Source organism: Pseudomonas sp. C9-3 (assembly GCF_032392015.1).
GTDB lineage: Bacteria > Pseudomonadota > Gammaproteobacteria > Pseudomonadales > Pseudomonadaceae > Pseudomonas > Pseudomonas nitroreducens.
Window position 1 is genome coordinate 2296868 of record NZ_CP135919.1, and the last position, 23079, is coordinate 2319946.

Below are 23079 nucleotides of genomic sequence, written 5' to 3' on the forward strand. Positions count from 1 at the left end.
ATAAAATGTGTCATGACCTTTCAAAAGAGAGGTCTTTTTCTGCACAATGAGACGATCTGCCACCTGACACGAGGCTCCGAATGACTCTCTCCGCCCACGATGAACGTCTGCTCAAGGCGCTGGCCGTCGCCATCGTCGACCGCCCACGGGCGACGCTCAAGGAGCTGGCGGAATCGGCGGGGGTGAGCAAGGCCACGCTGCATCGCTTCTGCGGTACCCGCGACGGGCTGATGGAGATGCTCGAGGACTATGGCCATGTGGTGATCCGGCAGATCCTCGAGGCTTCGCAGCTGCAACAGGCAGAACCCCTGGAGGCGCTGCGCCAACTCATCGCCGAGCACCTTCGGCACCGCGACATGCTGAACTTCCTGCTGTTCCAGTACCGCGCGGAAAACCTCGACATGCAGGCGACCACCGAGCGCTGGGGCTACTACACCGAGGCGGTGGATGCCTTCTTCCTGCGCGGCCAGCAGAGCGGCAGGTTCCGCATCGACATCACCGCCGCCGTGTTCACCGAACTCTTCCTCTCCATGCTCTACGGCATGGTCGACGCCGAGCGCTATGGCCGCGCGGCCAGCTCCAGCTCCGCCCATGTGCTGGAGCAGTTGTTCCTCAACGGGGCGTTGGTCAAGACCCCTACCTGAACCTGCGGTGCAGGGAATGGCGCGGGACTGGCGGGTGGCTGGGCAGGGCGGTTTTCCGTACCATTGCCGGCCCTTCGAAGTCCCCGTTCCGAGTAGATAAATGAAACCCGCCCGCCTGCGTGCCGATGTCCTGGCCGGACTCACCACGTCCTTCGCGCTGGTGCCCGAGTGCATCGCCTTTGCCCTGGTCGCCCATCTCAACCCGCTGATGGGGCTGTACGGCGCCTTTATCCTCTGCACCCTCACCGCGCTGTTCGGCGGCCGTCCCGGCATGGTCTCCGGCGCTGCGGGCTCGATGGCCGTGGTGATCGTCGCGCTGGTGGTGCAGCACGGTGTGCAGTACCTGCTGGCCACGGTGCTGCTCGGTGGTGTGGTGATGATCCTGTTCGGCGTATTGCGCCTGGGCAAACTGGTGCGCATGGTGCCGCACCCGGTGATGCTCGGCTTCGTCAACGGCCTGGCGATTGTCATTGCCATGGCGCAACTGGAGCATTTCAAGGACGGCGAGCATTGGCTGAGCGGTAATCCGCTCTACGTGATGCTGGGCCTGGTGGCGCTGACCATGGCGGTGGTCTATCTGCTGCCGAAGCTGACCCGCGCGGTACCGCCGGCGCTGGTGGCGATCCTCGGGGTTGGCCTGCTGGTCTACCTGCTGGGCCTGCCGACGCGCACCCTGGGCGACATGGCGCACATCGCCGGCGGCCTGCCGGTGTTCGCGCTGCCGGACATCCCCTGGAACCTGGAAACCCTCCGGATCATCGCGCCCTATGCCTTCCTGATGGCCATGGTCGGCATCCTGGAAACCCTGCTGACCCTCAACCTCACCGACGAGATCACCCAGACCCGTGGCTTCCCGGACCGCGAGTGCGTGGCGCTGGGCGGGGCGAACATCGTTTCCGGTCTGTTTGGCGGCATGGGCGGCTGCGCGATGATCGGCCAGACGGTGATCAACCTCAGCTCCGGCGGCCGTGGCCGGCTTTCGGGCGTGGCCGCCGGGGTGATGATCCTGCTGTTCGTGCTGTTCCTCTCACCCTTGATCGAGCGCATCCCGCTGGCGGCGCTGGTGGGCGTGATGTTCGTGGTGTCCCAGCAGACCTTCGCCTGGGCTTCGCTGCGGGTGATCAACAAGGTGCCGCTGAGCGATGTGCTGGTGATCATCGCGGTGACCGCCATCACTGTTGCCACGGACCTGGCCATGGCAGTGTTCTGCGGGATCATCCTGGCGGCACTGGATTTCGCCTGGAAGCATGCCCGCGAGCTGTACGCGGATATCCACGACGAATCGGATGGCAGCAAGCTTTACCGCGTCCACGGCACGCTGTTCTTTGCCTCCACCACGCCCTTCCTCAACCAGTTCGACCCGGCGAACGACCCGCAGCAGGTCACCCTGGACTGCGCGCACCTGAGCTTCGTCGATTACTCGGCCATCGCGGCGCTGATGACCCTGCGCGAGCGCTACGCCAAGGCCGGCAAGCATTTGCGCGTGGTGCACCTGTCCGAGCGCTGCAAGCAGTTGCTCAAGCGAGCCGGCGCGCAGCACGCCTGAGTGGCGGGGCGGAAGGGCGACCAGGGCACGGCCGGATGGCCATCGCTGCCGGAGTCTGCTTCTGCACGCCTGAACCAGCAGGGGCGAACGTGACCGTGAGCAGGATCAAGGCGTTGCCGGCGCAGGATGGTTCACGAGGCAATTCTGGTCGGACTTGCCGTTGAGCTCCTGCCAGACGCATTCGAGCGCGTCGGCATCCAGCAGCAGTTGGCGGGCGGCGCAGCGGATGCGTCGGGCCTGTTCGTCGGTGACGTTGCAGGAGCACAGCTCGCGGAGCAGTTCGGCGGCGACCTCGTTGTTGAAGGATGAGGTGCGCACCTTGCGCAGAATGTTGATTTCGTGGTGTTGCATGACGCTCTCCGAATTGAAAGTGAACAGAAGTGGCGAGACGCCTTGATGGCGCCTCGCTGGCCGGGCTGCTGAAGTTCAGAATTCCACCTTGATGCTCAGGATGCCTTCGTGGCTGAGGCACTCACCATCGAAGGATTTCTGAATGCCGAGACCGCCGGTCAGGCTGGCAGGGTCTGGTAGTCTACGGCGCAAGCATCGGGCCAGGCACTCGTGCACCCCATCGGGGGCGACTGATCCTGCTGTAGTGGGGGCACTAGAAGCGGGGAGTTCCCTTGGGAAGCTTGAGCTGGATCAAGCCCGCGACTTCCTGCTGCGTCTCGCTACCGACCGATAGTTCACCGCCGAGCAGCTGGCAGAGTCGCTGTGCCAGACGCAGCCGTGCCTGGCGATTGAGGTTGACCAGCTGCGGCTGCACATCAGCGTGCGGCTCGGCCGTGAGCGTCAGGCGCCATTCCACTTCGCCGTGGGGCAGCGTGGAGCTGTCGGCAATCACCTTCAGCGGCGGCAAACCGGCAGTGTCGAAACAGCGCAGCAGGACGTTGAGCAATTGCCGATAGCGGTTCGGATCGATCCATCCCCAGTGTTCTTCGGCGCTGGGAACCAGGCTCGTAAGCGGGTGGGTGGCGTGCAAGGTGTCTCGGGTCAGGCTGTTGAGATTCTCCGACTGCGGGACGGTCAGCACGCTGCCTTGCTCCAGCCGAACCAGCTCGAGTAGCACGTCGATCTTGTCGCGCATCCTGGCCATGTGCGCCGAGGACTGATTCAGTTCCGGGTCCTGCGGATACCGGGCGCGGCTGGTTGCCAGCAGGTCGTCGAGCGCCCCGACTTCGGCGAGCAGCTCCTCGCCAGAGGACAGCAGGAATCCCGATCGGCTGGTATAGAGGGATTCAAGATAGGCCTTGGACTCCTGCAGGCGTTCGACGTAGCGCTCATGCTCGGTAATGTCGACATAGGAGGCGAGCACGCCGATCAGCTTGCCCGACGCTTCTTTCATGGGGACGCCGATGAAGCGGATGATCCGCTGATCTTCCCCGTCCTGCAGGTCGACGATCAGGCTGAAGTGCTCCCCCGATGCGGCGCCCTTGAGGAACTCCTGGCGTGCCTGCCGGACCCGCTGCGGGTTGACCTTGCCCTGCTCGAAGATGCCCGCTCCCAGCAACTGCGCTTCGCTCTGCTGGTGAATTTCGGCGAAGCGCTGGTTGCAGGCCAGCAGCCGGCCTTCGACGCTCCACAGGCTGACGGCGTTGGGCAGTATCTCCAGCACCTGCACCAATTCGTCCGGCGTGCCTGGCGGCGTACTCGGCGCGGCAGTTAGGCCGCGGATCACGCCGTCGTCCAGCAGGCCGCGCTGCCTGGCGGCCTGCACCAGGTCGATCAGCGAGTCGGTCTGGGTCTTCTCCAGCAGGCGGGTCTTGTAGGTGCTGACTGTTCGATCGCTGATCGCCAGTTGTTCGGCGATGTCCTTGACCCGATAACCCTGCGCCAGGTACTTCAGCACGGTCAGTTCGCGCGGGGTGATGCTTTCCGCCGTGATGCTTTGCCCGCCGCTGTCGGCCAGTACGTCGGGTAATCGCGCGGGAAACACCTTGCGCCCGCTGAGCACCAGCCTCACCGCCTCGTCGAATTCTTCGGGCAGGTCGCTCTTGTGGACGAAGCCGGACGCGCCAGCTTGCAGGCAAAGGCTGTGGTAATAGGCCCCCGAGAGGTTGGTGAACACCAGCGTTTGCTGCCGCGGCGCCGCGCCGCCGAAGCGCCGTAGCAGCTCCACACCACCCAGGCGCGGCAGGTCCAGGTCGAGCACCAGCAGGTCCGGGTGCAGGCGCTGCACCAGTGCCAGTGTTTCGCGGCCGTCGCCTGTTTCGCCGACCACCTCATGCCCGGCCGCGACCAGCCGCTGGCGCAGGGCGGCACGGGTGAAGGGTTGTGGATCGGCAATGAGGATTCGGCTCATTCGCTGGCTTCCTGCGCGGCGATAGGTTCGCTGCAAGGGTAGTCCGGCGATTCAGTTGGCGCAGGCAACCGGTGACAGCAGGCCGATCTGTGCGGCCAGGTACAGCCCTGCGCCGAATATCAGGTGGGTGAGGGCGCTGTGGAAGCGAGCTTTGCCGGGATGGGCTGTTTTCGCGGCGGCGATACCCAGGCCGAACGCCGGTTGCATCAGCAGGAAGGGCAGCAGGACAGTGGCCAGGCCGAGCACCAGCGCCGGCAGCAGCGTTGGCGCGCACAGCCAGTCACGGCCGGCGGCGCCGATCAGCAGCGCGGCGAACAGGATGCCGGTGAGGTAATGCACTAACCAGCCCAGTGCGCGCTCAGCGGCGATCGGCTCGGCCTTGCCGATGGCGGCGTGATGGAATTGCCCGCGCGGCATGTGGCCGACCCAGCGGCCGACCAGCGCATAGTCCAGCGACGGCATGCCCAGCAGGCGTTTGCGCAGGATGCTCCAGCCGTCCATCAGCAGGGTGGCGCCGATGCCGATGGCGGCGATGTGCAGCAGGGTAACGAGGGAGTAGGGCATGCGGGGCTCCTTGAGCGAGTCGAGGGAGCCCAGCATCCCGGTTCAAGTGGACTTGAGGTCAAGACCCGCTGGGGCTGCGTCGGCTCAGATTCGAGCCGATCACATAGAACACCCCGCCGCCGACGATGAAGGCGCCGAGCATGACGAACACCCAGTGCGGGGCGAACAGCGCCAGGAAGCAGCCCACCAGGATCGGCCCGAAGGCGCCGCCAAGGTTGGCCAGGTTCTGCGTGCCGTAGTACACGCCGCGCAGGTGCGCCGGGGCGATACGGTCGATGAACATGTACTCGGCCGGGATCACGATGATCTCGCCCAGGGTGAATACGACCATCGCCAGTCCCCAGTGCCAGAGGCTGTGGGACAGGCCGAAGCCGGCGATGCCGAGTACGAAAAACCCCAGGCCGACGATCAGCCAGCGCTGCAGGTGCTCGTTGCCGATGCGCTTGCCCAGCAGGTATTGCAGGGCGATCACCGTTACCGCGTTCACCCCGAGCAGGGTCTGGATCACCTGGTAGGCATACTCCGCCGTCCCGGTGGCCACGAGGTACTGGGACAGGTAGGCGGAGAACTGGCCGAACACCACGGCGGTAAGCACGCCGCCGATGGTGAAGGACATCAGCCGATGGTCCTTCGCCAGCACGGCCATCACGGCGATGAAGGACGGCGGCGCTACCCCTTGCGCCGGGCGCATGCCACGGTCGCCGTAGCGCAGGAAGGCCAGCAGGAACAGGCCGCCCAGGGCCGCGGAGACGACGAAGGGAACATGCGCGTGCCACTGCGCCAGGGCCGCGCCGATGAAGGGGCCGATGGCGTAGGCGAGGTTGATCAGCGTGTAGCGGATGGAGAAGGCGCGGCCTTGCTCGCCGGCGGGCAACAGGCGGCCGAAGATGGTCTTCACCACCACGTCGGTAACCGAGTAGGCGAAGTTGAAGCCCAGCAGGAACAGGAAGAACAGCCACAGCTGGCTGGTCAGCAGCATGCCGGCGAAGGCGGCGACGAAGCAGCTGCCGAAGCCGAGGATCAGGCGAAAGCCGGGCATCCGGTCGATCAGGAAGCCGCCATAGAGGCTGAGCAGCGAGCCGCCGAACAATGCGCCACCCATGATCAGGCCGATGCGGCTGACCGGCAGGCCGAACCGGGTGGAGAGATAGATTACCAGGTAGGGCAGGGTGATGGCCCGGCCCATGGTCAGCAGGAAGGTGCCGCCGAGCAGCAGGTTGACCTGTAGCGGGTAACGCTTGAGGGCGGCGAGCATTCCATGCCTCGGCTGTCGAGAGGAGCGGGTGGGCTCCCGATCCTATCAGCACCAGCTTGGTGCATGGCAAGCGCCGGAGGCCCTGGCGAGCCCCCGGCGTGCCCGCTGGGTCAGCTGCTGCCGTGCTTGCCCTGGGCCTTCAGCTCGGCGACGGTCTTGCCGCCCACGCCCCAACTGTCGGTGGCGATTTCCTGGATCACCACGTAGGTGGTGGACGGCGGCTTGCGCAGCACGCGTTCGAGCAGTTCGGTGACGCCTTCGATGAGCTGGCGGCGTTCGTCGGCGGTGACGCCTTCGTCGGTGACCTGGATGTTCACATAGGGCATTGCGGTTCTCCGTTGTTGTTCGAGTGACGAGTTACCAGACGCCGGTGGTGGAGCCACCGTCGACGTTGAGGATGGTGCCGCTGACGAAGGTCGAGTCGGTCAGGTAGAGCACGGCGTCGACGATATCCTGCGGGCTGCCGATCTGGCCACTGGGGGACAAACTGCGGAGGAAGGTGTGGGTGCCTTCGTCATTGGCGTGCAGCGGCGTCTCGATGATCCCCGGCGCCACGGCGTTGACCTGTACCTGGGACGCTGCCAGCTCCAGGGCCAGGCCGCGCACCGCGCTGTTCAGGCCGCCCTTGATCAGCACCGGCAGCAACGCCGGGACCTTCACGTTGGGCTGCATGGCGATGGACGCGGTGACGGTGACGATGTGCCCGGAGCCATTGGCCGACATATGCCGTGCGGCCGCCTGGGACGGGTAGAAGAAGCCCATCAGGTTGGTGCCGACGATGGCGTTGACCTCTTCCTCGGTGTAATCGATGACGGGCTTGGGAATGAAGATGCCGGCGTTGTTGATCAGGATGTCCACCCGGCCGAAGGCTTCGATGGCCTGGGCGAACAGGCGGCTGGCGGTTTCCGGCCGGGCGATGTCGCCGGCCACGCCGAGGAAGTTGTGCGGGTTGCCCAGCTTCGCCGCCGCTTCCTCCAGGCGCGCCTGGGTGCGGGCGTTACCGACCACGTTGTAGCCGCGCTCCAGGTAGGCGCGGGCGATGGCGAAGCCGAGGCCGCTGGAGGCGCCGGTGACGATGACGGTCTTGCTCATGGTGGATTCTCCGAGAGTGGGGCGGGCGGTGTGCCCGCGTCTTGGAGGCCAATCTAGGCTGCATTCGCTGCTTGAAAAATGAGGCCCATGGCATTTGAATTGATACTTCATGTAATCAATTGAGCCGTGCCATGACGCGCCACTTCGACGATCTGCAACTGGGCAGCATCGAGTTGTTCTGCCTTGCCGCGGAAACCGGCAGCTTCACCGCTGCCGCCAACGAGGCCGGAATCACCCCGGCGGCAGTCAGCCGCTCGGTGGCGCGGCTGGAGGAGCGCCTGGGCGCGCGGCTGTTCGTGCGCACCACGCGGCAGATGCGCCTGACCGATGACGGCCGCAACTACTTCGAGCAATGCCGCCAGGCGCTGACCCAACTGGTGGACGCCGAGCGCGCTGTCAGCGGCGGCCAGATCGTCGTGTCCGGCCGCCTGCGCATCAGCGTGCCCACGCCCTACGCGCACTACCGGCTGTTTCCGCTGCTGCCCGAGTTCCGCCGGCGTTTCCCGCAGGTGCAGGTGGATGTGCATGTCAGCAACCGCAATATCGACTTCGCCAACGAGGGCTATGACCTGGCCATCCGTGGCCGTGACCCGGCGGATTCCACCCTGGTGGCGCGGCGCCTGGAAGACGCGGAGAACGTGATCGTCGCCACGCCCGAGTACCTGGCACGCGCCGGTACACCGCAGACGCCGGAGGAACTGGTTCACCACGAGTGCATCCAGTTCGAGTTGCCCAGTACCGGGCGGCGCGTGCCCTGGTCGTTCCTGGTCGACGGCAAGCCGGTCGAGATCGAGACGTCCGGCAGTCTCACGGTGCTGGAGGACTACCTGGCCACCGCCACCCTGGCCAAGTGTGGGGGAGGGCTGATGCAGGCCTATCGCTTCACCGTGGAGGAGGAACTCAGGCGCGGCGATCTGGTGGAAGTGCTGAAGAAATACGGCCAGACGACACGGCCATTCCTGCTGATCTACCCCCATGCGCGCCATGTGCCGTCGCGGGTACGGGCTTTCATCGAGTTCATGCTGGAGACGCGTGCGTAGGAGCAACTGTCTTCTTCCGGTGAATCCGTGCCGATACTTTCCCCTCACCCCAGCCCTCTCCCGGAGGGAGAGGGAGCCGTCCGTTCCCGCTGACGCCGAAGTTTCATCCTGCACCGAACCGTCCCCTCTCCCTCCGGGAGAGGGTGAGGGCATTGCCAAGCACCCAGAGTCACCTGTGTAGGACTCTGTCCTCGATCGAAGAGCAAGCGCACTGATCGACCACGAGTTGGGCGAAGCCATCGTGGAAAGAGTCCGCCCCCACACCGTGCCGAGCCGCAGCGTTTTTGCATGATGGTGCAGCGTCGGATAGGGCGAAGACAGGGTGCTATCGATACGATTTAAGATACAAACAATTCGCATTTACAGATAATTTACATCTGCATACACTTTGGCTCCCCGCCGGCGTCCCACCACGCTGGCATTCGCCAACCCGAGTCATTGCGCCGACAGAGCGCAAAACCTCGCACCAAGGATCCTTCAGCAGATGAAAGACGTAGCGTCGGGAGCGCTCCTGCTCGGTCTCTCCACCTTTGCTCTCTCCGCGGTCGCCGCCCCCGTGGCCATCGACCTGCCCAAGCAGCCCCTGGCCGCTTCCCTGGAGCAATTGCAGTCCGCAAGCGGAATGCGGATTTCCTATGATCGTGCCCAGGTCGCCAAGGTTGGCGCGCCGGCACTCAAGGGCAACATGGAGCGGGGCGAGGCGCTCGACCGTCTGCTGGCGGACAGCGGCCTGCAAGGCACGGTCGACGGCAACAGCGCGCAGGTCAGCGGCACCGTGCGCAGCAAGGCGGCGGGCAACGACAGCGTCGACCTGGGCGCGACCGAAATCGTCGGTGCCGCCAGCGTGGCGCCCGGCACCACCGAAGGCACCGGCTCCTACACCACCGGTGTGATGCAGACTTCCACCAAGCTGAACTTGACCGTCCGCGAGACGCCGCAGTCGGTCAGCGTGGTCACCCGCCAGCAGATGGAAGACCAGAACATGCAGGATCTCGACGACGCGATCCGCGGCGTCACCGGCATGACCGTGCAGCAGTACGGCCCGGCCCGCGTGAGCTACGCGGCGCGCGGCTTCGACGTCGACAACATCATGTACGACGGCCTGGCGACCAGTATTTCCACCTACACCCAGGACGTCATCAGCGCCGCCGACCTGGCAATGTTCGACCGCGTCGAAGTGGTGCGCGGCGCCACCGGCCTGATGCAGGGCGCCGGCAACCCGGCCGCTGCCGTCAACATGGTGCGCAAGCGCCCGACCCAGGACTTCCACATGAGCCTGGAAGGCAGCGCCGGAACCTGGGACCGCTACCGCAGCCAGGTCGACGTCTCCGGCCCGCTGAACAGCGAAGGCACCCTGCGCGGCCGCGCGGTGGCCGCCTACGAGACCCGCGACAGCTTCCAGGACGTGGTCAGCGGCGAGCGCGGCGTGCTCTACGGCATCACCGAAGCCGACCTGAACCCGGACACCACCCTGACCCTGGGCGCGTCCTACCAGAACGACAACAAGAACGACAACTGGGTGGGCCTGCCGGCGCCGCTCGGCGGCCGCCACCTGGACCTCAAGCGCTCCGATTACTACGGCGCCGACTGGTCCTACTGGGATACCACCACCACCCACCTGTTCGGCGACGTGGTGCACCGCTTCGACAACGGCTGGCAGATGAAGGTCGCCGCCGACAAGTTGTGGGCGCGCATCGACATGCTCGGCCTGTACAACAGCTGCTACTACACCGAAGGCTGCCCGACCATGACCATGGGGCCGGGAAAATATGCCTACACCGACGACCACCAGAGCTACGACGCCTTCGCCAATGGCCCGTTCCAGGCCTTTGGCCGCGAGCACGAGCTGGTGTTCGGCGGCAGCTACCGTGAAGAGCGCTTCGACGGCCACGGCGGCTGGGGTGACCTGACCTACAACGATGGCTCGCCAGTGACCCCGTTCGACCCGACGAAATGGGACCCGGGCTCGGTGCAGAAGCCGAACATCGACATGAGCCTCTGGAACATGAAGCTCGACCAGGAGCAGAAGGGCGCCTATGTCACCACCCGCCTGAACGTCGCCGACCCGCTGAAGGTCATCCTCGGCGGGCGCCTGGACTGGTACGAAGCCGACCCGCACAACGACACCGGCACCCAGAAGGTCACCCGCAACGTCACCCGTTACGCCGGCGTGGTCTACGACCTGAACGACGTGTACTCGGTCTATGCCAGCTACACCGACATCTTCAAGCCGCAGAGCAATTTCGACGCCAGCGGCAGCCTGCTCGACCCGATCACCGGCAAGAACTACGAGATCGGCCTGAAAGGCGAGCACTTCGGCGGTGCGCTGAACACCCAGCTCGCGATCTTCCAGATCGACCAGGAAAACCGCGCCACCGACGACACCAGCGGCCCCTCGCCGTGCCCCAGTTCGCCAACCTCGATCTACTGCTCGCGCGCCTCGGGCAAGGTGCGCAGCCAGGGCGTGGACATGGAAGTCAGCGGTGCCATCACCGAGAACTGGCAGGCCATGGCCGGCTACACCTACGTCGATGCCAAGTACAAGCACGACAGCAACGAGGACAACGTCGGCAAACAGTTCGACCCGAGCAAGCCGCGCCACCTGTTCAAGCTCGCCACCAGCTACACCCTGCCGGGTGAACTGCACCAATGGCGCGTCGGCGGCAACCTGGTGACCCAGAGCCAGACCGAGGACACCACCACCGGCTTCCAGCAGGGCGGCTACACGGTGACCAACGCCATGCTTGGCTACAAGGTCAACGAGAACATCGACACCCGGGTCAACTTCAACAACATCTTCGACAAGTACTATTACAGCGGGATCAGCTTCGGCAACCTCAACTACGGCGAGCCGCGCAACCTGATGTTCACGGTGAAGTACTCGATGTGATCCGCCTGGCCTGAACGGAAAAGCCCCGCATCGCGGGGCTTTTTCTTGCTTTCGGCTTACAGGCCTTCGGTGCCTTTGTAGGATGGCGTGGAGCGAAGCGATACCCATCCTACGATTGCCTTTCCGGCAGCGCCGTAGGGCGCATAACGCGCCAGCGTTATCCGCCGCAAAGTGCCGGCGGATAACCTGTTCCAGGTTATGCGCCCTACCTATCTGCAAGCAGGGGGTCAGGCGCGGCCCTCGGCTTTTTCAAACAGATCGAGCAGGTCGCGCAGCGTGCTCTCCAGATACTCGCCCGCGCGGTAGGCCGGCTTGAGTGCATCGCCACCGGCCATCACTTCCAGCGGCCGTTCGATGAAGCGCCCCACTGGCTGGAAATTTCCATCAAGCACCAGCACCACAGGAATCAGGATACGGTCCAGCGCCATGCGCTCGCGCAGGTCGTCCTCGGCGCGGCCCTTGGTGATCACGGCCAGCTCCACACGGGGTTGCAGGCGCTGCAGATGGTCCATCACGGTGACGTTGATCTGGCAGTCCGGGCACCACATCTCGCCGGCGATCAGCAGGCGGTAGTGGCCCTCTATGGCCTGGATGCGGCGCAGGGTTTCGGCGCTGATCGAACCGGGCTTGGCCAGTTGCTGCTGGACCTTGCGGACGCCAGCGATCTCGTCGGGCAGGCCGTGGGCGACGAAGGCGTCGAAGTCTTCGCCGATGGCGAACAGTTCCTCATAGGAGGCCATGGGGATTTCCTTGAAACGGGTGATGGGCTCATCCCAGCAGAAATCCCCGTGGCCGGCAATCCGTCCGTCAGGCTTTCGCGGCCTGCGCCTTGGCTGCCGCCAGGTAGGGTGCCAGGCGCCGGCCCATTTCCTCGCCCAGGGCCTGCAGGCCACTGAGCGGGCGGACCATGACCTCGAACTCGACGATCTTGCCGGCTTCGTCGAAGCGGATCATGTCGATGCCCTTGAGCTCCTTGCCGCTGACGGTGGCGCTGAATTCCAGCACGACGTTCAGGCCGTCGCCGGTGGCGAGTTCGCGGTGGTAGGTGAAGTCCTCGAACACCTGCAGCACGGTGTTGAGGATGGTCGAGACCACCGGGGCGCCGGGGTAGGGCGTGTGCGCCATGGGCGAGCGGAACACCGCGTTGGGCGCCAGCAGTTGCGGCAGGTTGGACAGGTTCTTGGCAGCCACCATCTGGTGCCAGCTGGCCAGGGAAGCGGCGGCCTGGGGATGCAGGTTCAGTGCGGTCACGGGAATACCTCCTGAGGGTTCTTGTTGTTCACTCAGGACGATACGGCCGGGTTGGCGAGTCGCTCAATGATCGGAAATGACAGAAGACTGATCCTGGCGTACAGCCCATCAGTGCGTGGCCGGGTTGATCAGGTAGCTCATCAACTGCGGATCGTCTCCTGGCTCGACGTTCTGCACCGGGCGCGGCAGGTCGGCGAATACGGCCTTCCAGAAAGCTGCCGCGACTTCGTCCTGTGCGTAGAAACGCACCAGCCAGGGCCCCGGATTGCCCAGCAGCACCTGGTTGGCCAGCGCGCGGCCGATACCGAGGCGGCGGTACTTCTTCAGGACGAACAGGTCCGATAGCTCCAGCGCATCGATGCCGGGCAACTCGCTGCCTTCCACCAGCAGGAAGCCGGCGATGAAGCCGTCGGCGAGGATCAGGTTGGCGCTCCACTCCGGCTCGCTCCAGTAGCGCGCCAGGTGCTCTTCGTGGATGTAGAAGCGGCCGTCGACTTCCACGTCCTCGTCCTCCCAGTCCGATGACTCGTAGGCGTAGTACTGGTAGAGATTGCGGATCAGGTCCTGGTGCTCGGGGCCGGCCTGCACCAGCTGGATGGAAAGATCGTTCATGGTCGGGAGGCTCGCGGCGAGTCGGAGGAGGGCGCGTGACCGCCATTGTCGCCCATTCCCATGGCAATTCCAGTGGCGGGCGGGTTTGAACCGCGCAGCGGCGGGGTGCGATGATGCCAGCGCATTTCCCTTCGAGATTCCGCAGTGAGAACCGACAGCCGCCTCTCGCGCATGCTCCACGTGCTGCTGCACATGGCCCGCGACGACCAGCCCGTGACCTCCGAACGCATCGCCCGGATGCTCGGCACCAACCCGGCCGTGGTCCGGCGGACCATGGGCGGGCTGCGCGAGGCTGGTTACGTGCGCTCGGAGAAGGGCCACGGCGGCGGCTGGACGCTGGACTGCGACCTCGGCCAGGTGACGCTGCTGGACGTCTACCGCGCGGTGGGCAGCGAACGCCTGTTCGCCATGGGTTTCGACAACGCGCACCCGGGCTGCCTGGTGGAAAAGGTGGTCAACGCCGCGCTGCAGGACGCCATGGAGCAGGCCACGGCGATCCTCCTGGAACGCCTGGGCGCCGTGTCGCTGGCCGATCTCGCCGAGCGTTTCAGCACGCTTTACCCGCAGGACCGCTGACCCTCCCTCGATGAACATCGCTCGATACCGAGCGTTGACCCTGTGTGTTCAATCACGATACTTTAAAAGTAACGAAAGAATCCGAACCCACCAGGAACCCTCCCATGATCGACCTCCTGAACTCGCCACTGGCCGGTGCGCTGTGGACCTGCCTGGCGCTTGCCATCGCCGCATCCGCCCTGTCCATGACCGTCACCCAGACCGAACTCTTCGCACCCCTGCGCGCGCTGGCCTGGAAGGCCCACCCGCAGGTCGGCCACCTGTTCCAGTGCTTCTACTGCTTCAGCCATTGGGTGGTGATCGCCGGCACCCTGGTCTACCGTCCGGTAGTGATCGCCAGCGGCTGGGCGGCGGTCGACTGGCTGGTGGCGACCTTCTTCACCGTCGCCTTGACCGCTCTGTTCTGCGGCCTGCTGTTCAAGGTGTTCCTCACCGCCATGGCCAAGGCCGTCCGCGAGCGGGAACTGAAAAAGCTGTTCGCCTCCGAATGACGTCGAAAGGACTCGCCGTGAACCACTCCGAACTGATGGCCCCGTTCCACGATCCTGATGCCGCCGCGCGCTATGCGGAAAATCCGCCACGTTTCGTCCCCGGCCTGTTCGACCTGCACCGCATGGCCGCCATCCTGCTGGCCGAGAATGCGCCGCCCGACGGCCACCTGCTGGTGCTCGGCGCGGGTGGCGGCATGGAGCTACGGGCCTTCGCCGAGGCGCAGCCGTCCTGGCGCTTCACGGGCTTAGACCCTTCCGCCGAGATGCTCGCGGTGGCCGCGCAGATGCTGGGGCCGCACGCACGCCGGGCCGACCTGCTGCAGGGCTATATCGATGACGCACCGCCAGGCCCGTTCGACGGTGGCGCCTGCCTGCTGACGCTGCACTTTCTGCCCGAGGCGGAGCGCCTGCGCACGCTGCGCGAGATCCACTCCCGGCTCAAGCCCGGCTCTGCCTTCGTCATGGCGCATCTGTGCGTACCGCAAGGCGCTGGCGAGCGGGCGCGCTGGCTGTCGCGCTATGCCGATTTCGCCGTCAGCTCGGGGATGGAGCCGGCCAACGCCCAGCAGGCGCGCAGCGCCGTGGACGCGCACCTGAACATCCTCACTCCCGAGCAGGACGAAGCGCTGCTCTGGGAGGCCGGCTTCAGTCGCATCGAGGCCTTCTACGTCGGTTTCGCCTTCCGCGGCTGGGTCGCGCTCGCCTGAGCGCCCTTGCAAGAGCTGTGTCTGCTAGATTGGCGTCCCGTTTCGCCGGACGCCAGTCGATGCAGATTCCTTCCTCCCACGTCATCCACCAGACCGAGCACTGGCTGCTCAACCACCATCTGGCGTCCGCCCTGCCGGGTTACCTGATGCTCGGTTCGAAGCAGCCGGTGGGCTCCCTGGCCGACCTGCCGGAAGCCGCGCTGGCGGAAATGGGCGGGCTGATGGCGAAGGTCCAGCGCATCCTCGAACAGACGCTGCAGCCCAAATGGCTGTACATCGGCCGCTTCGGTCACTCGCCGGGCTTCCCGATCCACTTCCATTTCATCCCGGTGTACGCCTGGGTGGAGGAGCTGTTCTGGGCCGATGAGCGCTATCGAACGCTGAGCCAGTTCGCCCATATCGAGGATGCCGCCACCCAGACCGACGGCGCCGAGCTGACCCTGTTCGTCTGGCGCGAGTTCGGCGAGGCGCCCGTACCGCCAGCGGTGCAGGGGCCGTCGATCGGGCAGGTGATCGAGCTGCTACGCGGTCGCTTCATCCAGGCCCAGTGATGCCAGCAACCAGTCATGGAACAGCCGGGCTGCCGGAGACAGTTCTCGATGGCGTAGCGACACCAGGTATTCGCCGCGCTCGGTGACCATCGCCAGGTCGGTCACCCGTTGCATTTCGCCGCTGGCCACCGCTTCGTCGGCCATGAAGCCCCAGGCCAGGCCGATGCCCATGCCCTGCTGCACGGCGCGGTAGGCGAGGGTGAGCTGGTTGAACACCGGGTCGCTTTCCGCCGGCTGGTAATCCTTGCCGAAGTGGCCGAACCAGTCGTGCCAGTCCAGGCAGCTCCAGGCCGAGGTATCCAGTTGCACCAGCGGTGCGGCGGCAAGCTGCTCGAGGCTAGTGATGCGCGAGGCATCGAAGTCCGGGCGGGCGACAGGGTAGACCACCTCCGGCAGCACGAAGCGGCTGTCCAGTGTGGTCCAGTCGCCTGCGCCGTAGAGGATGCCCAGGTCGAAATCCACCAAGCTGGCTTCGTCCATCTCGTTGATCGCGTGCACGTGCACGGCAATGCCGGGATGCGCCTTGTTGAACTCGATCAGCCTGGGAAACAGCCAGAACTGCGCCATCGCGTGGGTCGCCAGTACCGACACGGCGTTGCTCTGGTGCACGTTGCGGATGCGCCGCACGCTGTGCTGCAGGCGCTCAAGCAGCATGTCCACGGTGCTCAGCAGCTCCGCGCCGGCAGCGGTGAGGGTGACGCCACGCGGTTTGCGCTCGAACAGCGGCACCTTGAGGCTGCTTTCCAGCGCCCGCATCTGCTTGCTCACTGCGCTCTGCGTGAGGAACAGCTCGGTGGCGGCCTGGGTGAAGCTGCCGCAGCGGCCAACGGCCTCGAAGGTGATGAGGGTTTCCAGGGGCGGCAGGGTGCGCAGATATCGGCTGATGACGGGGCTCCAGTGAAAGCGTCTGGCATTCCTCCGGGGAATGTCTCGGTGCGGATTTATCCTTGGTCAGAAGCTAGCACAGCGGCTACCGTGGCGGCACTTTCTAGGCATTCATTGCAGTATCGAGGTCGTTGGAGATGAAACGCGGGGTGGTCTACGCAGGCATGGCAGGCGCAATCTGGGGTGGCGTGATCCTGGCGCCGTCGCTGGTGCCGGAATTCAACCCGCTGCTGATCAGCTCCGTGCGTTTCGCGCTGTATGGCGCCATCTCGTTGCTGATCGCCTTGCCGGTGGCCCTCGGCCTGTTGCGCCGGGTCAGCCGCGAAGACCTTTCGATGCTGGTGCGCCTGTCCCTGGCCGGCAACCTGCTGTACTTCGCGCTGCTCTCGGCGGCGGTGCAGTTCGCCGGCGTGGCGGCGGCCTCGCTGATCAACGGCATCATGCCGCTGGCGATCGCCTACCAGAGCCGTTCGGAACATGATTCGCTGCCGCTGTCGCGAATGAAGCTGCCGCTGGCCCTGGTGGCGCTGGGCATCCTCTGCATCAACCTCGACCCCTCGGCCCTGATGGCGGCCGGCAGTACCTCGGGCGAGCGCATTCTTGGCATTGTCTGCGGCTTCTGCGGCGTAGCCTGCTGGTCCTGGTATGCCAGCGCCAACGCGCGCTACCTGAAGGCCAGCCACTTCAACAGTCACGAATGGTCGACGCTGATCGGCGTGGTGACGGGCGTGATGGCCGTGATGCTGGCGGGCGTCGGCGTGCTGATTGCACCGCAGGCAGTGCCCAGTGGCATTTCCGCGGAGCGCTGGATGGCGTTCCTCTGGGTGTCGCTGTTCCTCGCCGTGTTTGGTTCCTGGGTCGCCAATGGCCTGTGGAACGCAGCGACGCGCCGCTTGCCGATGAGCCTGGGCGGGCAGTTGATCGTTTTCGAGACGTTGTTCGCCTGCGCCTATGCCTACATCAACGAGCAGCGCTTGCCCGGTCCGATGGAGGCGCTGGCAATTGTCCTGCTCACCGTTGGCGTGCTCTGGGCCATCGGCCTGCACCGCGCGCCGGCTCAGGTTCCGGCTCGCGCCGTGGAGTCCTGAGTCAGGCTTTCGGCGCGCCTTCCAGGCGCGGGCTCCAGTCTTCCACCGCGCCGTTCTCCAGGCGCCGCGACAGGGTGCGGCGCCAGTTGGGCGGTAGCGGCAGTTCCAGGCATTCGCGCAGGACATCGGCATCCACACGCTTGTCGAACAGCACGGCGGAGAGCCGTTGCAGCGACCAGTCGGGATACGGACGCTCGACCACTTCCAGTGTCGCACCGGCGGCCACGGTGCCTTCCTCCAGTACCCGGTAGTACCAGCCGGTTCGTCCCGACTCCTGCACCCGCAGGGCCATTTGCACCACGTCGAAGCGGTCGTTGAGCTTCCAGCAAGGCATGCGCCCCTGCGACACCTCCAGCAACGCCGTGCCGGCGCGTATGCGGTCGCCCAGGCAGAGATCGCGCTCGGTCCAGCCGGTGCTGCTGAAGTTCTCGCCAAATGCGCCGGGCTGGCTCAGCAGCGGGTGTTCGCCTAGTTCGGCAGACCAGTCGGCGTAGTGCTCGCGGGGGTAGTGGTGAATGGCCTTTTCCACCCCGCCGTGCACGCGTAGATCACCTTGTTCATCACTTTCCAGGCCCAGCCTGGTCACCCTCAGTGCCGCCTGGCGCGGCAGCTTGGCAATGGCGCTGCGCGAGCCTGGCCGGGTGAAAGGCACGGCGCGGCCAGTGAGAAGGGCATCGAGGCGAATGGAGGGTAGGTTCATCGCGGAACACTCCTGGTGAAGCCGGTGAATATGGTATCGATCAAAAACTACCTGGACAAAATCTGCCAGATCGGTAGGCTCTGTCAAGGTTTCGATTCGATACCAAGGTTCATTCCAGTCCGATTCTTCGTCGAGAGATTTCCATGCAGAAGTACCGTCTGATCATTCAGCACCATGGCCGGTTGCTCGGCCATTTCGATTCCGACCTGCCGTGGGCGAAGGAGGCCGTGAGCAGCATTGCCTGTTGTCTGGGCGAGCTGGGTTGTGGCCTGGAACTGCTGGTGGCCGACAGCGAGCGTCGCTTGTTGGAGAGTTCTCCCGAAGGCATCAAGGTGCTGAGCAGCGAGCCGCTGTATCGCCCCCTGGCGTTGGACAAGCTGTAGGAGCGAGCTCGCTCGCGAACCGCTTGACGCCCGAGTGGTCGGGAGAACTGTTTGCGAGCAAGCTCGCTCCTGCGAGATCAAAAGCTCCCGTCAGCCGAGCTTCTGCGCCAGTTCGCCGATGAACTGCCGCAGCCACTCGTGGTGCGGTTTGTTGTGCCGGGCGATGTCCCAGACCATGAAACAGCGGAAAGAGGGCACCGGGAACGGCACCGGGCTGACACTCAGGTCGGTCATGGCCGCGTAGCTCTCGGCTGCGAAGCTGGGGATGGTGGCGATCACCTCGCTGCTCATCAGCGTCGTCAGTGCGCCACTGAAATGCGTGAAGGAGGCGGTGACGCGCCGCGCGTAGCCTGCCGCTTCGAACATGTCGTCGATGAAGCCGCGCCGGCCGTCGTAGGACACCCGCACGTGGTTGGCGGCGAAGTATTCCTCCAGGGCAATCGGCTCATCCGCCGCACGGCCACGGGAGCGGAACAGGCAGGCGTAGGACGAGGAGAACAGCACCTGCGACGAATAGCTGGTGTTGAAGTCCTTGGGTTCGCTGCAGATCACCAAGTCCATGTCCGGGTCCTTCAGCGATTGCTTCCACAGCGAGCTGTTGCTCTGGTGGAAGGCGAAGCTCACGCCCAGGCCTTCTGCTGCTGCGGCATTGACGATGCGCGGGGCGAGGTAGGCCTCGATGTCGTCGGACAGGCCGATATTGAACACGTAGCTGGAGTCGCGCGGCGAGAAATCCGGTTCGGCGCCCAGCACCCCGGAAATCGACGTCAACGCCTCGGCGATCTTCGGTGCCAGCTCCATGGCCTTGCGCGTGGGCTGCATGCCGGAGGCCGTGCGGATGAACAGCTCATCGCCGAAGTGCTCGCGCAGCCGGCGCAGGGCCGAGCTCACCGCGCCCTGGGTCACGTGCAGCATGGCCGAGGCGCGAGTGGCGCTGCGCTCGGTCATCAGGCAGTGGAAGGTCAGCAGCAGGTTCAGGTCGATCCGCGCGATATTACGTACGTTAATCCGGCTCATATTTCCTAATCGTTTGCCCTGCGGTCGTGGGGCTTCCTAGTCTGGCGTCCACACAAACATAACAAGGGATGGAGAGTCCTGTGGACGCGATTTCGCAAAGCGTGGGTGCTAGCAGTATCCATACCAGGGGTGGGCAGTCGGACATCCGCAAGCGGGCCATGGCGGTCGGCATCGGTAACTTCATGGAGTGGTTCGACTTCGCCATCTACGGCTACTTCGCCGCCGTGATCGGCATGCTGTTCTTCCCTTCCAGCGCGCCGGGCGTGTCGCTGCTGTCATCGCTGGCGGTGTTCGCCGTCGGCTTCCTCTCGCGGCCTTTCGGTGCGCTGATCCTCGGCCCTGTCGGCGATCGCTTCGGCCGCCGCGCGGTGCTGATCATCACCGTCTTCGGCATGGGTGTGTGCACCACCATCATCGGCCTGTTGCCCTCCTATGAGGCAATCGGCATCGCCGCGCCGATCCTGCTGATCGCCATGCGCTTCATCCAGGGCATGATGGTCGGCGGCGAGTGGTCCAGCGCCGGCATCTACATCGTCGAGAGCGCGCCGTCGAACCGCCGCGCCACCGCCGCCAGCGTAATCACCGGCACGGCGGGGCTGGCCTTCCTGTTCGGCACCTTCACCGCAGCGAGCATTTCCTCGGCGCTGGACGATGCGCAACTGGCGGCCTGGGGTTGGCGCCTGCCGTTCGTGGCGTCCATCGTGATGACCGGTATCGCCGTGTTCATCCGTCGCAAACTGGGCGATACGCCGGTCTACGAGGAAATGGTGCGCCAGCGTGATTCGCACCAGGTCCACGCGCCGAGCAAGGCCGTGCGCCGCCGCGCGTTCATCACTACCTTCGCCTTCTCTGCGCTGTTTGGCGTCTCGCTGTACTACTTCATCACCTATGCCAACAACCACCTGGTCAGCACCGTCGGCCTGCCGCGCAGCAGTGCGCTGTGGCTGTGCAGCATCGCGCTGGTGGTCTACGTCATCGTCAACCCGCTGATCGGTCGCCTCAGCGACAGCATCGGCCGGCGCAAGCTGCTGCTCGGCGCGGCTGCCGCGCTGACGGTTCTCGCCTATCCGATCTTCCTGCTGCTCAACACCGGCAACCCGGTGGCGATCCTCGTCGGCCTGACGGTGATGGGCGTACTGGTGGCGATTACCGCGGTGATGGACGTGGTGTTGCTGGTGGAAGTCTTCCCGGCCTCGATCCGCTCCACCGGCGCGGCGCTCGGCCACAACCTGGCGCTGGCCATACTCGCCGGCCCCGGCCCCTTCATCGCCGCCGCGCTGATCCGCCAGACCGGCGACGCGAATCTGCCCGCGGCCTATCTGGCGGTGGTTTCCCTGGTGTGCCTGCTGGTGCTGTGGAAGACCCTGCCGGAAACCCGCGACAACGACATCAACCGCTTCTAGTCCCTTTTCACCAGCAGTCAGGAGTCCCCATGACCCGTGTAGCAATCATCCAGGCCGCCGCCGTTCCCTACGAGCCGATGGCCAGCGTCGAGAAGGCCGGCGGCATCCTGCGCCGCGTGGCGGAGCAGGGCGCCAGGCTGGCGGTCTTCCCCGAGGCTTACATCGGCGGCTATCCCAAGGGCGCCAGCTTCGGCAGCGTGATCGGCAACCGCAGCGGCGCCGGGCGCGAGTTGTACCAGCGCTACGTCGAAGGCGCCGTGGCGCTGGACGGCCCCGAGCTGGCCACGCTGGCCGAGTTCGTCGAACAGACCGGCGTGATCACCGTGGTCGGCATCATCGAGCGCTTCGGCCGCACCCTGTATTGCACCGCCGTTACCCTGGTGCCGGGGCGTGGGATCGCCGGCTACCACCGCAAACTCATGCCGACGGGCCAGGAGCGGCTGGTGTGGGGCTTCGGCGACGGTTCGACGATCGAGCCGGTGAACAGCGAGATCGGTGTGCTGGGCAGTGTCATCTGCTGGGAGAACTACATGCCGGCGCTGCGCCAGGCCATGTACGCCCAGGGCGTGGAACTGTATTGCGCACCGACCGCCGATGATCGGCCGTCCTGGGCGAGCTCCATGCAGCACATCGCCCTGGAGGGGCGAGTGTTCGTGCTCTCCGCATGCCAGGCGATCCGCCTGGGCGAGTATCCGCAGCAGCACCGCGAGGCGTTCGGCCTGGACTTCAAGGACGACGACTACGTGATGCGCGGCGGCAGCATGATCGTCAGCCCGCTGGGCGAGGTGCTGGCCGGGCCGGTGTTCGACTGCGAAACCGAGCTTTATGCCGACCTCGACATGGGCCAGCTCAACCAGGGCAACCTCGATTTCGACGTGTGCGGCCACTACGCGCGGCCGGACGTGTTCGAGCTGAAGGTGAATACCGCACCCTTGCGCCCGGTCACTTTCGAAGATTGACCGCCAATGCCCGGTGCCACCTGGCACCGGGCTTTCTCCGCCTCAGCGACCGACCCGTTGCTGCAGGTGTGCCGGATAGCGTTCGCCGACGATCTCGATCTGTCGCAGCGCGGCTTCGATGGCAGCAAGGTCGGTGGAGTCCAGTGCCAGCGTGGCCGCCCCGAGGTTTTCCTCCAGGCGATGCAGCTTGGTGGTGCCGGGAATCGGCACGATCCAGGGTTGCTGGGCCAACAGCCAGGCAATGGCAATCTGCGCGCGGGTCGCGCCCTTGCTGTCGGCGATGCGGCCGAGCACTTCGATCAGCCCGGCATTGGCCTTGCGGTTCTCTTCCGAGAATCGCGGGACGATGTTGCGGAAGTCGTTGGCCGAGAACTGCGTGCGCTCGTCGATAGCACCGGTGAGGAAGCCCTTGCCCAGCGGGCTGAAGGGCACGAAGCCGATGCCCAGTTCGGCCAGCAGCGGGAGGATTTCCTTCTCCGGTTCGCGCCACCACAGCGAGTACTCGCTCTGCAGCGCCGCCACCGGCTGCACCGCGTGGGCGCGGCGGATGGATTCCGGACCGGCTTCGGAGAGGCCGAAGTGCTTGACCTTGCCCTCGCGGATCAGCTCGCCGACGGCGCCGGCCACGTCTTCCATGGGCACGTTCGGGTCGACGCGGTGCTGGTAGAACAGGTCGATACGGTCGGTCTTCAGGCGCTTGAGCGACGCCTCCGCCACGGCGCGGATGTTTTCCGGGCGGCTGTCCAGGCCGAGGCCGACGTCACCGCTCGCGAAGCCGAACTTGGTGGCGATCACCACGTCGTCACGGACCGGTGCCAGGGCTTCGCCCAGCAGCTCTTCGTTGGCGAAGGGGCCGTAGGCCTCGGCGGTGTCGAAAAAGGTCACGCCGCTATCGAAGGCACTGCGTAACAAACGGATGCCATCGTAGCGATCGACCGCCGGGCCATAGCCGTAGCTCAGGCCCATGCAGCCCAAGCCCAGTGCCGATACCTGCAGGCCGGTGCGGCCCAGTGTGCGCTTGTCCATCGAGGTCTCTCCAATCGAAAGTCAGTCCTGAAGCGGGAAGGGCAGAATTGCCCGGCGAAACGTCTGGAATGGACTTTACTCAAGGACTTTCAGTGTG

25 protein-coding genes are annotated in these 23079 nt (G+C 65.3%); 12 read left to right on the plus strand and 13 right to left on the minus strand.

Annotation, left to right across the window (positions count from 1 at the left end):
- The first annotated feature begins 80 nt into the window (after nucleotides 1-80).
- Together RS899_RS10345 and RS899_RS10350 are read left to right on the plus strand one after the other, a co-directional pair.
- The gene (locus tag RS899_RS10345; protein ID WP_169939155.1) at nucleotides 81-644 is read left to right on the plus strand and encodes a TetR/AcrR family transcriptional regulator; all 564 of its coding nucleotides are present in this window, start codon (nucleotides 81-83) and stop codon (nucleotides 642-644) included.
- A 100-nt stretch (nucleotides 645-744) separates the two neighbouring features.
- Nucleotides 745-2190: a SulP family inorganic anion transporter gene (locus RS899_RS10350; RefSeq protein WP_315809835.1), complete on the plus strand. Its 1446-nt coding sequence runs from the start codon at nucleotides 745-747 to the stop codon at nucleotides 2188-2190.
- Nucleotides 2191-2295: 105 nt separating this feature from the next.
- On the opposite strand, the gene RS899_RS10355 is transcribed toward RS899_RS10350, so the two are convergent.
- The 6 genes from RS899_RS10355 to RS899_RS10380 form a co-directional block, all read right to left on the minus strand.
- Entirely contained in the window at nucleotides 2296-2541 is a 246-nt protein-coding gene (locus RS899_RS10355; RefSeq protein WP_233298414.1) for a hypothetical protein, read from the minus strand.
- 253 nt (nucleotides 2542-2794) lie between these two features.
- Nucleotides 2795-4492 (minus strand): response regulator, encoded by a 1698-nt coding sequence (locus RS899_RS10360; protein WP_315809836.1) that lies wholly within the window; start codon nucleotides 4490-4492, stop codon nucleotides 2795-2797.
- A 51-nt stretch (nucleotides 4493-4543) separates the two neighbouring features.
- Nucleotides 4544-5056: a DUF2938 domain-containing protein gene (locus RS899_RS10365; RefSeq protein WP_233298412.1), complete on the minus strand. Its 513-nt coding sequence runs from the start codon at nucleotides 5054-5056 to the stop codon at nucleotides 4544-4546.
- 58 nt (nucleotides 5057-5114) lie between these two features.
- Nucleotides 5115-6311: an MFS transporter gene (locus RS899_RS10370; RefSeq protein WP_315809837.1), complete on the minus strand. Its 1197-nt coding sequence runs from the start codon at nucleotides 6309-6311 to the stop codon at nucleotides 5115-5117.
- Between the two features lie 110 nt (nucleotides 6312-6421).
- Nucleotides 6422-6637, minus strand: coding sequence for a tautomerase family protein (locus RS899_RS10375; protein ID WP_045207268.1), 216 nt, complete (start codon nucleotides 6635-6637; stop codon nucleotides 6422-6424).
- A gap of 31 nt (nucleotides 6638-6668) precedes the next feature.
- Nucleotides 6669-7403: an SDR family oxidoreductase gene (locus tag RS899_RS10380; protein ID WP_315809838.1), complete on the minus strand. Its 735-nt coding sequence runs from the start codon at nucleotides 7401-7403 to the stop codon at nucleotides 6669-6671.
- A gap of 131 nt (nucleotides 7404-7534) precedes the next feature.
- On the opposite strand from RS899_RS10380, the gene RS899_RS10385 reads away from it, so the two are divergent.
- Nucleotides 7535-8443, plus strand: a complete 909-nt coding sequence (locus tag RS899_RS10385; RefSeq protein ID WP_315809839.1) for a LysR family transcriptional regulator — start codon at nucleotides 7535-7537, stop codon at nucleotides 8441-8443.
- Between the two features lie 484 nt (nucleotides 8444-8927).
- The gene (locus RS899_RS10390; RefSeq protein ID WP_315809840.1) at nucleotides 8928-11333 is read left to right on the plus strand and encodes a TonB-dependent siderophore receptor; all 2406 of its coding nucleotides are present in this window, start codon (nucleotides 8928-8930) and stop codon (nucleotides 11331-11333) included.
- A gap of 227 nt (nucleotides 11334-11560) precedes the next feature.
- Here the strand turns inward: RS899_RS10390 and RS899_RS10395 are convergent, their stop codons facing one another.
- The 3 genes from RS899_RS10395 to RS899_RS10405 all read right to left on the minus strand — a co-directional run bounded on the left by RS899_RS10395 (nucleotide 11561) and on the right by RS899_RS10405 (nucleotide 13196).
- A complete protein-coding gene (locus RS899_RS10395) occupies nucleotides 11561-12073 on the minus strand; it encodes a thioredoxin family protein (RefSeq protein WP_315809841.1) in 513 nt (170 codons plus the stop codon).
- A 67-nt stretch (nucleotides 12074-12140) separates the two neighbouring features.
- A complete protein-coding gene (locus tag RS899_RS10400) occupies nucleotides 12141-12584 on the minus strand; it encodes a nuclear transport factor 2 family protein (RefSeq protein ID WP_024765792.1) in 444 nt (147 codons plus the stop codon).
- A 108-nt stretch (nucleotides 12585-12692) separates the two neighbouring features.
- Complete coding sequence (locus RS899_RS10405) at nucleotides 12693-13196, minus strand: GNAT family N-acetyltransferase (RefSeq protein ID WP_054909242.1); 504 nt, start codon at nucleotides 13194-13196, stop codon at nucleotides 12693-12695.
- A gap of 144 nt (nucleotides 13197-13340) precedes the next feature.
- On the opposite strand from RS899_RS10405, the gene RS899_RS10410 reads away from it, so the two are divergent.
- From RS899_RS10410 to RS899_RS10425, 4 genes are all read left to right on the plus strand, one after another.
- A complete protein-coding gene (locus tag RS899_RS10410; protein ID WP_064979827.1) occupies nucleotides 13341-13772 on the plus strand; it encodes an Rrf2 family transcriptional regulator in 432 nt (143 codons plus the stop codon).
- Nucleotides 13773-13876: 104 nt separating this feature from the next.
- The gene (locus RS899_RS10415) at nucleotides 13877-14263 is read left to right on the plus strand and encodes a hypothetical protein (protein ID WP_054909240.1); all 387 of its coding nucleotides are present in this window, start codon (nucleotides 13877-13879) and stop codon (nucleotides 14261-14263) included.
- A gap of 17 nt (nucleotides 14264-14280) precedes the next feature.
- Nucleotides 14281-14970: a class I SAM-dependent methyltransferase gene (locus RS899_RS10420; RefSeq protein ID WP_425475326.1), complete on the plus strand. Its 690-nt coding sequence runs from the start codon at nucleotides 14281-14283 to the stop codon at nucleotides 14968-14970.
- Nucleotides 14971-15029: 59 nt separating this feature from the next.
- On the plus strand, nucleotides 15030-15521 hold the full coding sequence (locus RS899_RS10425; RefSeq protein WP_054909239.1) for an HIT family protein: 492 nt from the start codon (nucleotides 15030-15032) through the stop codon (nucleotides 15519-15521).
- On the opposite strand, the gene RS899_RS10430 is transcribed toward RS899_RS10425, so the two are convergent.
- On the minus strand, nucleotides 15492-16406 hold the full coding sequence (locus RS899_RS10430; RefSeq protein ID WP_315810423.1) for a LysR substrate-binding domain-containing protein: 915 nt from the start codon (nucleotides 16404-16406) through the stop codon (nucleotides 15492-15494). The two genes, RS899_RS10425 and RS899_RS10430, sit on opposite strands and share 30 nt — an antisense overlap.
- Before the next feature lie 137 nt (nucleotides 16407-16543).
- Here RS899_RS10430 and RS899_RS10435 point away from each other — a divergent pair, with 137 nt between their 5' ends.
- A complete protein-coding gene (locus RS899_RS10435) occupies nucleotides 16544-17494 on the plus strand; it encodes a DMT family transporter (RefSeq protein WP_315809842.1) in 951 nt (316 codons plus the stop codon).
- Between the two features lies 1 nt (nucleotide 17495).
- On the opposite strand, the gene RS899_RS10440 is transcribed toward RS899_RS10435, so the two are convergent.
- The gene (locus RS899_RS10440) at nucleotides 17496-18194 is read right to left on the minus strand and encodes an MOSC domain-containing protein (RefSeq protein ID WP_315809843.1); all 699 of its coding nucleotides are present in this window, start codon (nucleotides 18192-18194) and stop codon (nucleotides 17496-17498) included.
- Nucleotides 18195-18337: 143 nt separating this feature from the next.
- Between RS899_RS10440 and RS899_RS10445 the strand changes: the two genes are divergently transcribed.
- Nucleotides 18338-18577, plus strand: a complete 240-nt coding sequence (locus tag RS899_RS10445; protein WP_315809844.1) for a cytoplasmic protein — start codon at nucleotides 18338-18340, stop codon at nucleotides 18575-18577.
- Between the two features lie 90 nt (nucleotides 18578-18667).
- Here the strand turns inward: RS899_RS10445 and RS899_RS10450 are convergent, their stop codons facing one another.
- Nucleotides 18668-19594, minus strand: a complete 927-nt coding sequence (locus RS899_RS10450; protein WP_054909234.1) for a LysR substrate-binding domain-containing protein — start codon at nucleotides 19592-19594, stop codon at nucleotides 18668-18670.
- A 158-nt stretch (nucleotides 19595-19752) separates the two neighbouring features.
- On the opposite strand from RS899_RS10450, the gene RS899_RS10455 reads away from it, so the two are divergent.
- On the plus strand, nucleotides 19753-20997 hold the full coding sequence (locus RS899_RS10455) for an MFS transporter (RefSeq protein WP_315809845.1): 1245 nt from the start codon (nucleotides 19753-19755) through the stop codon (nucleotides 20995-20997).
- 29 nt (nucleotides 20998-21026) lie between these two features.
- Nucleotides 21027-21956 carry a carbon-nitrogen hydrolase family protein gene (locus RS899_RS10460; RefSeq protein ID WP_233298398.1) on the plus strand — a complete coding sequence of 310 codons (930 nt, stop codon included), beginning with the start codon at nucleotides 21027-21029 and terminating at the stop codon, nucleotides 21954-21956.
- Between the two features lie 42 nt (nucleotides 21957-21998).
- Here RS899_RS10460 and RS899_RS10465 read toward each other — a convergent pair whose 3' ends face one another.
- Nucleotides 21999-22982, minus strand: a complete 984-nt coding sequence (locus RS899_RS10465) for an aldo/keto reductase (RefSeq protein WP_315809846.1) — start codon at nucleotides 22980-22982, stop codon at nucleotides 21999-22001.
- Nucleotides 22983-23079 lie beyond the last annotated feature (97 nt).

Coding starts and splice junctions, on each gene's coding strand:
- RS899_RS10345 (WP_169939155.1), top strand. CDS start 81: ATGACTCTCTCCGCCCACGATGAACGTCTGCTCAAGGCGCTGGCCGTC.
- RS899_RS10350 (WP_315809835.1), top strand. CDS start 745: ATGAAACCCGCCCGCCTGCGTGCCGATGTCCTGGCCGGACTCACCACG.
- RS899_RS10355 (WP_233298414.1), bottom strand. CDS start 2,541: ATGCAACACCACGAAATCAACATTCTGCGCAAGGTGCGCACCTCATCC.
- RS899_RS10360 (WP_315809836.1), bottom strand. CDS start 4,492: ATGAGCCGAATCCTCATTGCCGATCCACAACCCTTCACCCGTGCCGCC.
- RS899_RS10365 (WP_233298412.1), bottom strand. CDS start 5,056: ATGCCCTACTCCCTCGTTACCCTGCTGCACATCGCCGCCATCGGCATC.
- RS899_RS10370 (WP_315809837.1), bottom strand. CDS start 6,311: ATGCTCGCCGCCCTCAAGCGTTACCCGCTACAGGTCAACCTGCTGCTC.
- RS899_RS10375 (WP_045207268.1), bottom strand. CDS start 6,637: ATGCCCTATGTGAACATCCAGGTCACCGACGAAGGCGTCACCGCCGAC.
- RS899_RS10380 (WP_315809838.1), bottom strand. CDS start 7,403: ATGAGCAAGACCGTCATCGTCACCGGCGCCTCCAGCGGCCTCGGCTTC.
- RS899_RS10385 (WP_315809839.1), top strand. CDS start 7,535: ATGACGCGCCACTTCGACGATCTGCAACTGGGCAGCATCGAGTTGTTC.
- RS899_RS10390 (WP_315809840.1), top strand. CDS start 8,928: ATGAAAGACGTAGCGTCGGGAGCGCTCCTGCTCGGTCTCTCCACCTTT.
- RS899_RS10395 (WP_315809841.1), bottom strand. CDS start 12,073: ATGGCCTCCTATGAGGAACTGTTCGCCATCGGCGAAGACTTCGACGCC.
- RS899_RS10405 (WP_054909242.1), bottom strand. CDS start 13,196: ATGAACGATCTTTCCATCCAGCTGGTGCAGGCCGGCCCCGAGCACCAG.
- RS899_RS10415 (WP_054909240.1), top strand. CDS start 13,877: ATGATCGACCTCCTGAACTCGCCACTGGCCGGTGCGCTGTGGACCTGC.
- RS899_RS10425 (WP_054909239.1), top strand. CDS start 15,030: ATGCAGATTCCTTCCTCCCACGTCATCCACCAGACCGAGCACTGGCTG.
- RS899_RS10435 (WP_315809842.1), top strand. CDS start 16,544: ATGAAACGCGGGGTGGTCTACGCAGGCATGGCAGGCGCAATCTGGGGT.
- RS899_RS10440 (WP_315809843.1), bottom strand. CDS start 18,194: ATGAACCTACCCTCCATTCGCCTCGATGCCCTTCTCACTGGCCGCGCC.
- RS899_RS10445 (WP_315809844.1), top strand. CDS start 18,338: ATGCAGAAGTACCGTCTGATCATTCAGCACCATGGCCGGTTGCTCGGC.
- RS899_RS10450 (WP_054909234.1), bottom strand. CDS start 19,594: ATGAGCCGGATTAACGTACGTAATATCGCGCGGATCGACCTGAACCTG.
- RS899_RS10455 (WP_315809845.1), top strand. CDS start 19,753: ATGGCGGTCGGCATCGGTAACTTCATGGAGTGGTTCGACTTCGCCATC.
- RS899_RS10460 (WP_233298398.1), top strand. CDS start 21,027: ATGACCCGTGTAGCAATCATCCAGGCCGCCGCCGTTCCCTACGAGCCG.
- RS899_RS10465 (WP_315809846.1), bottom strand. CDS start 22,982: ATGGACAAGCGCACACTGGGCCGCACCGGCCTGCAGGTATCGGCACTG.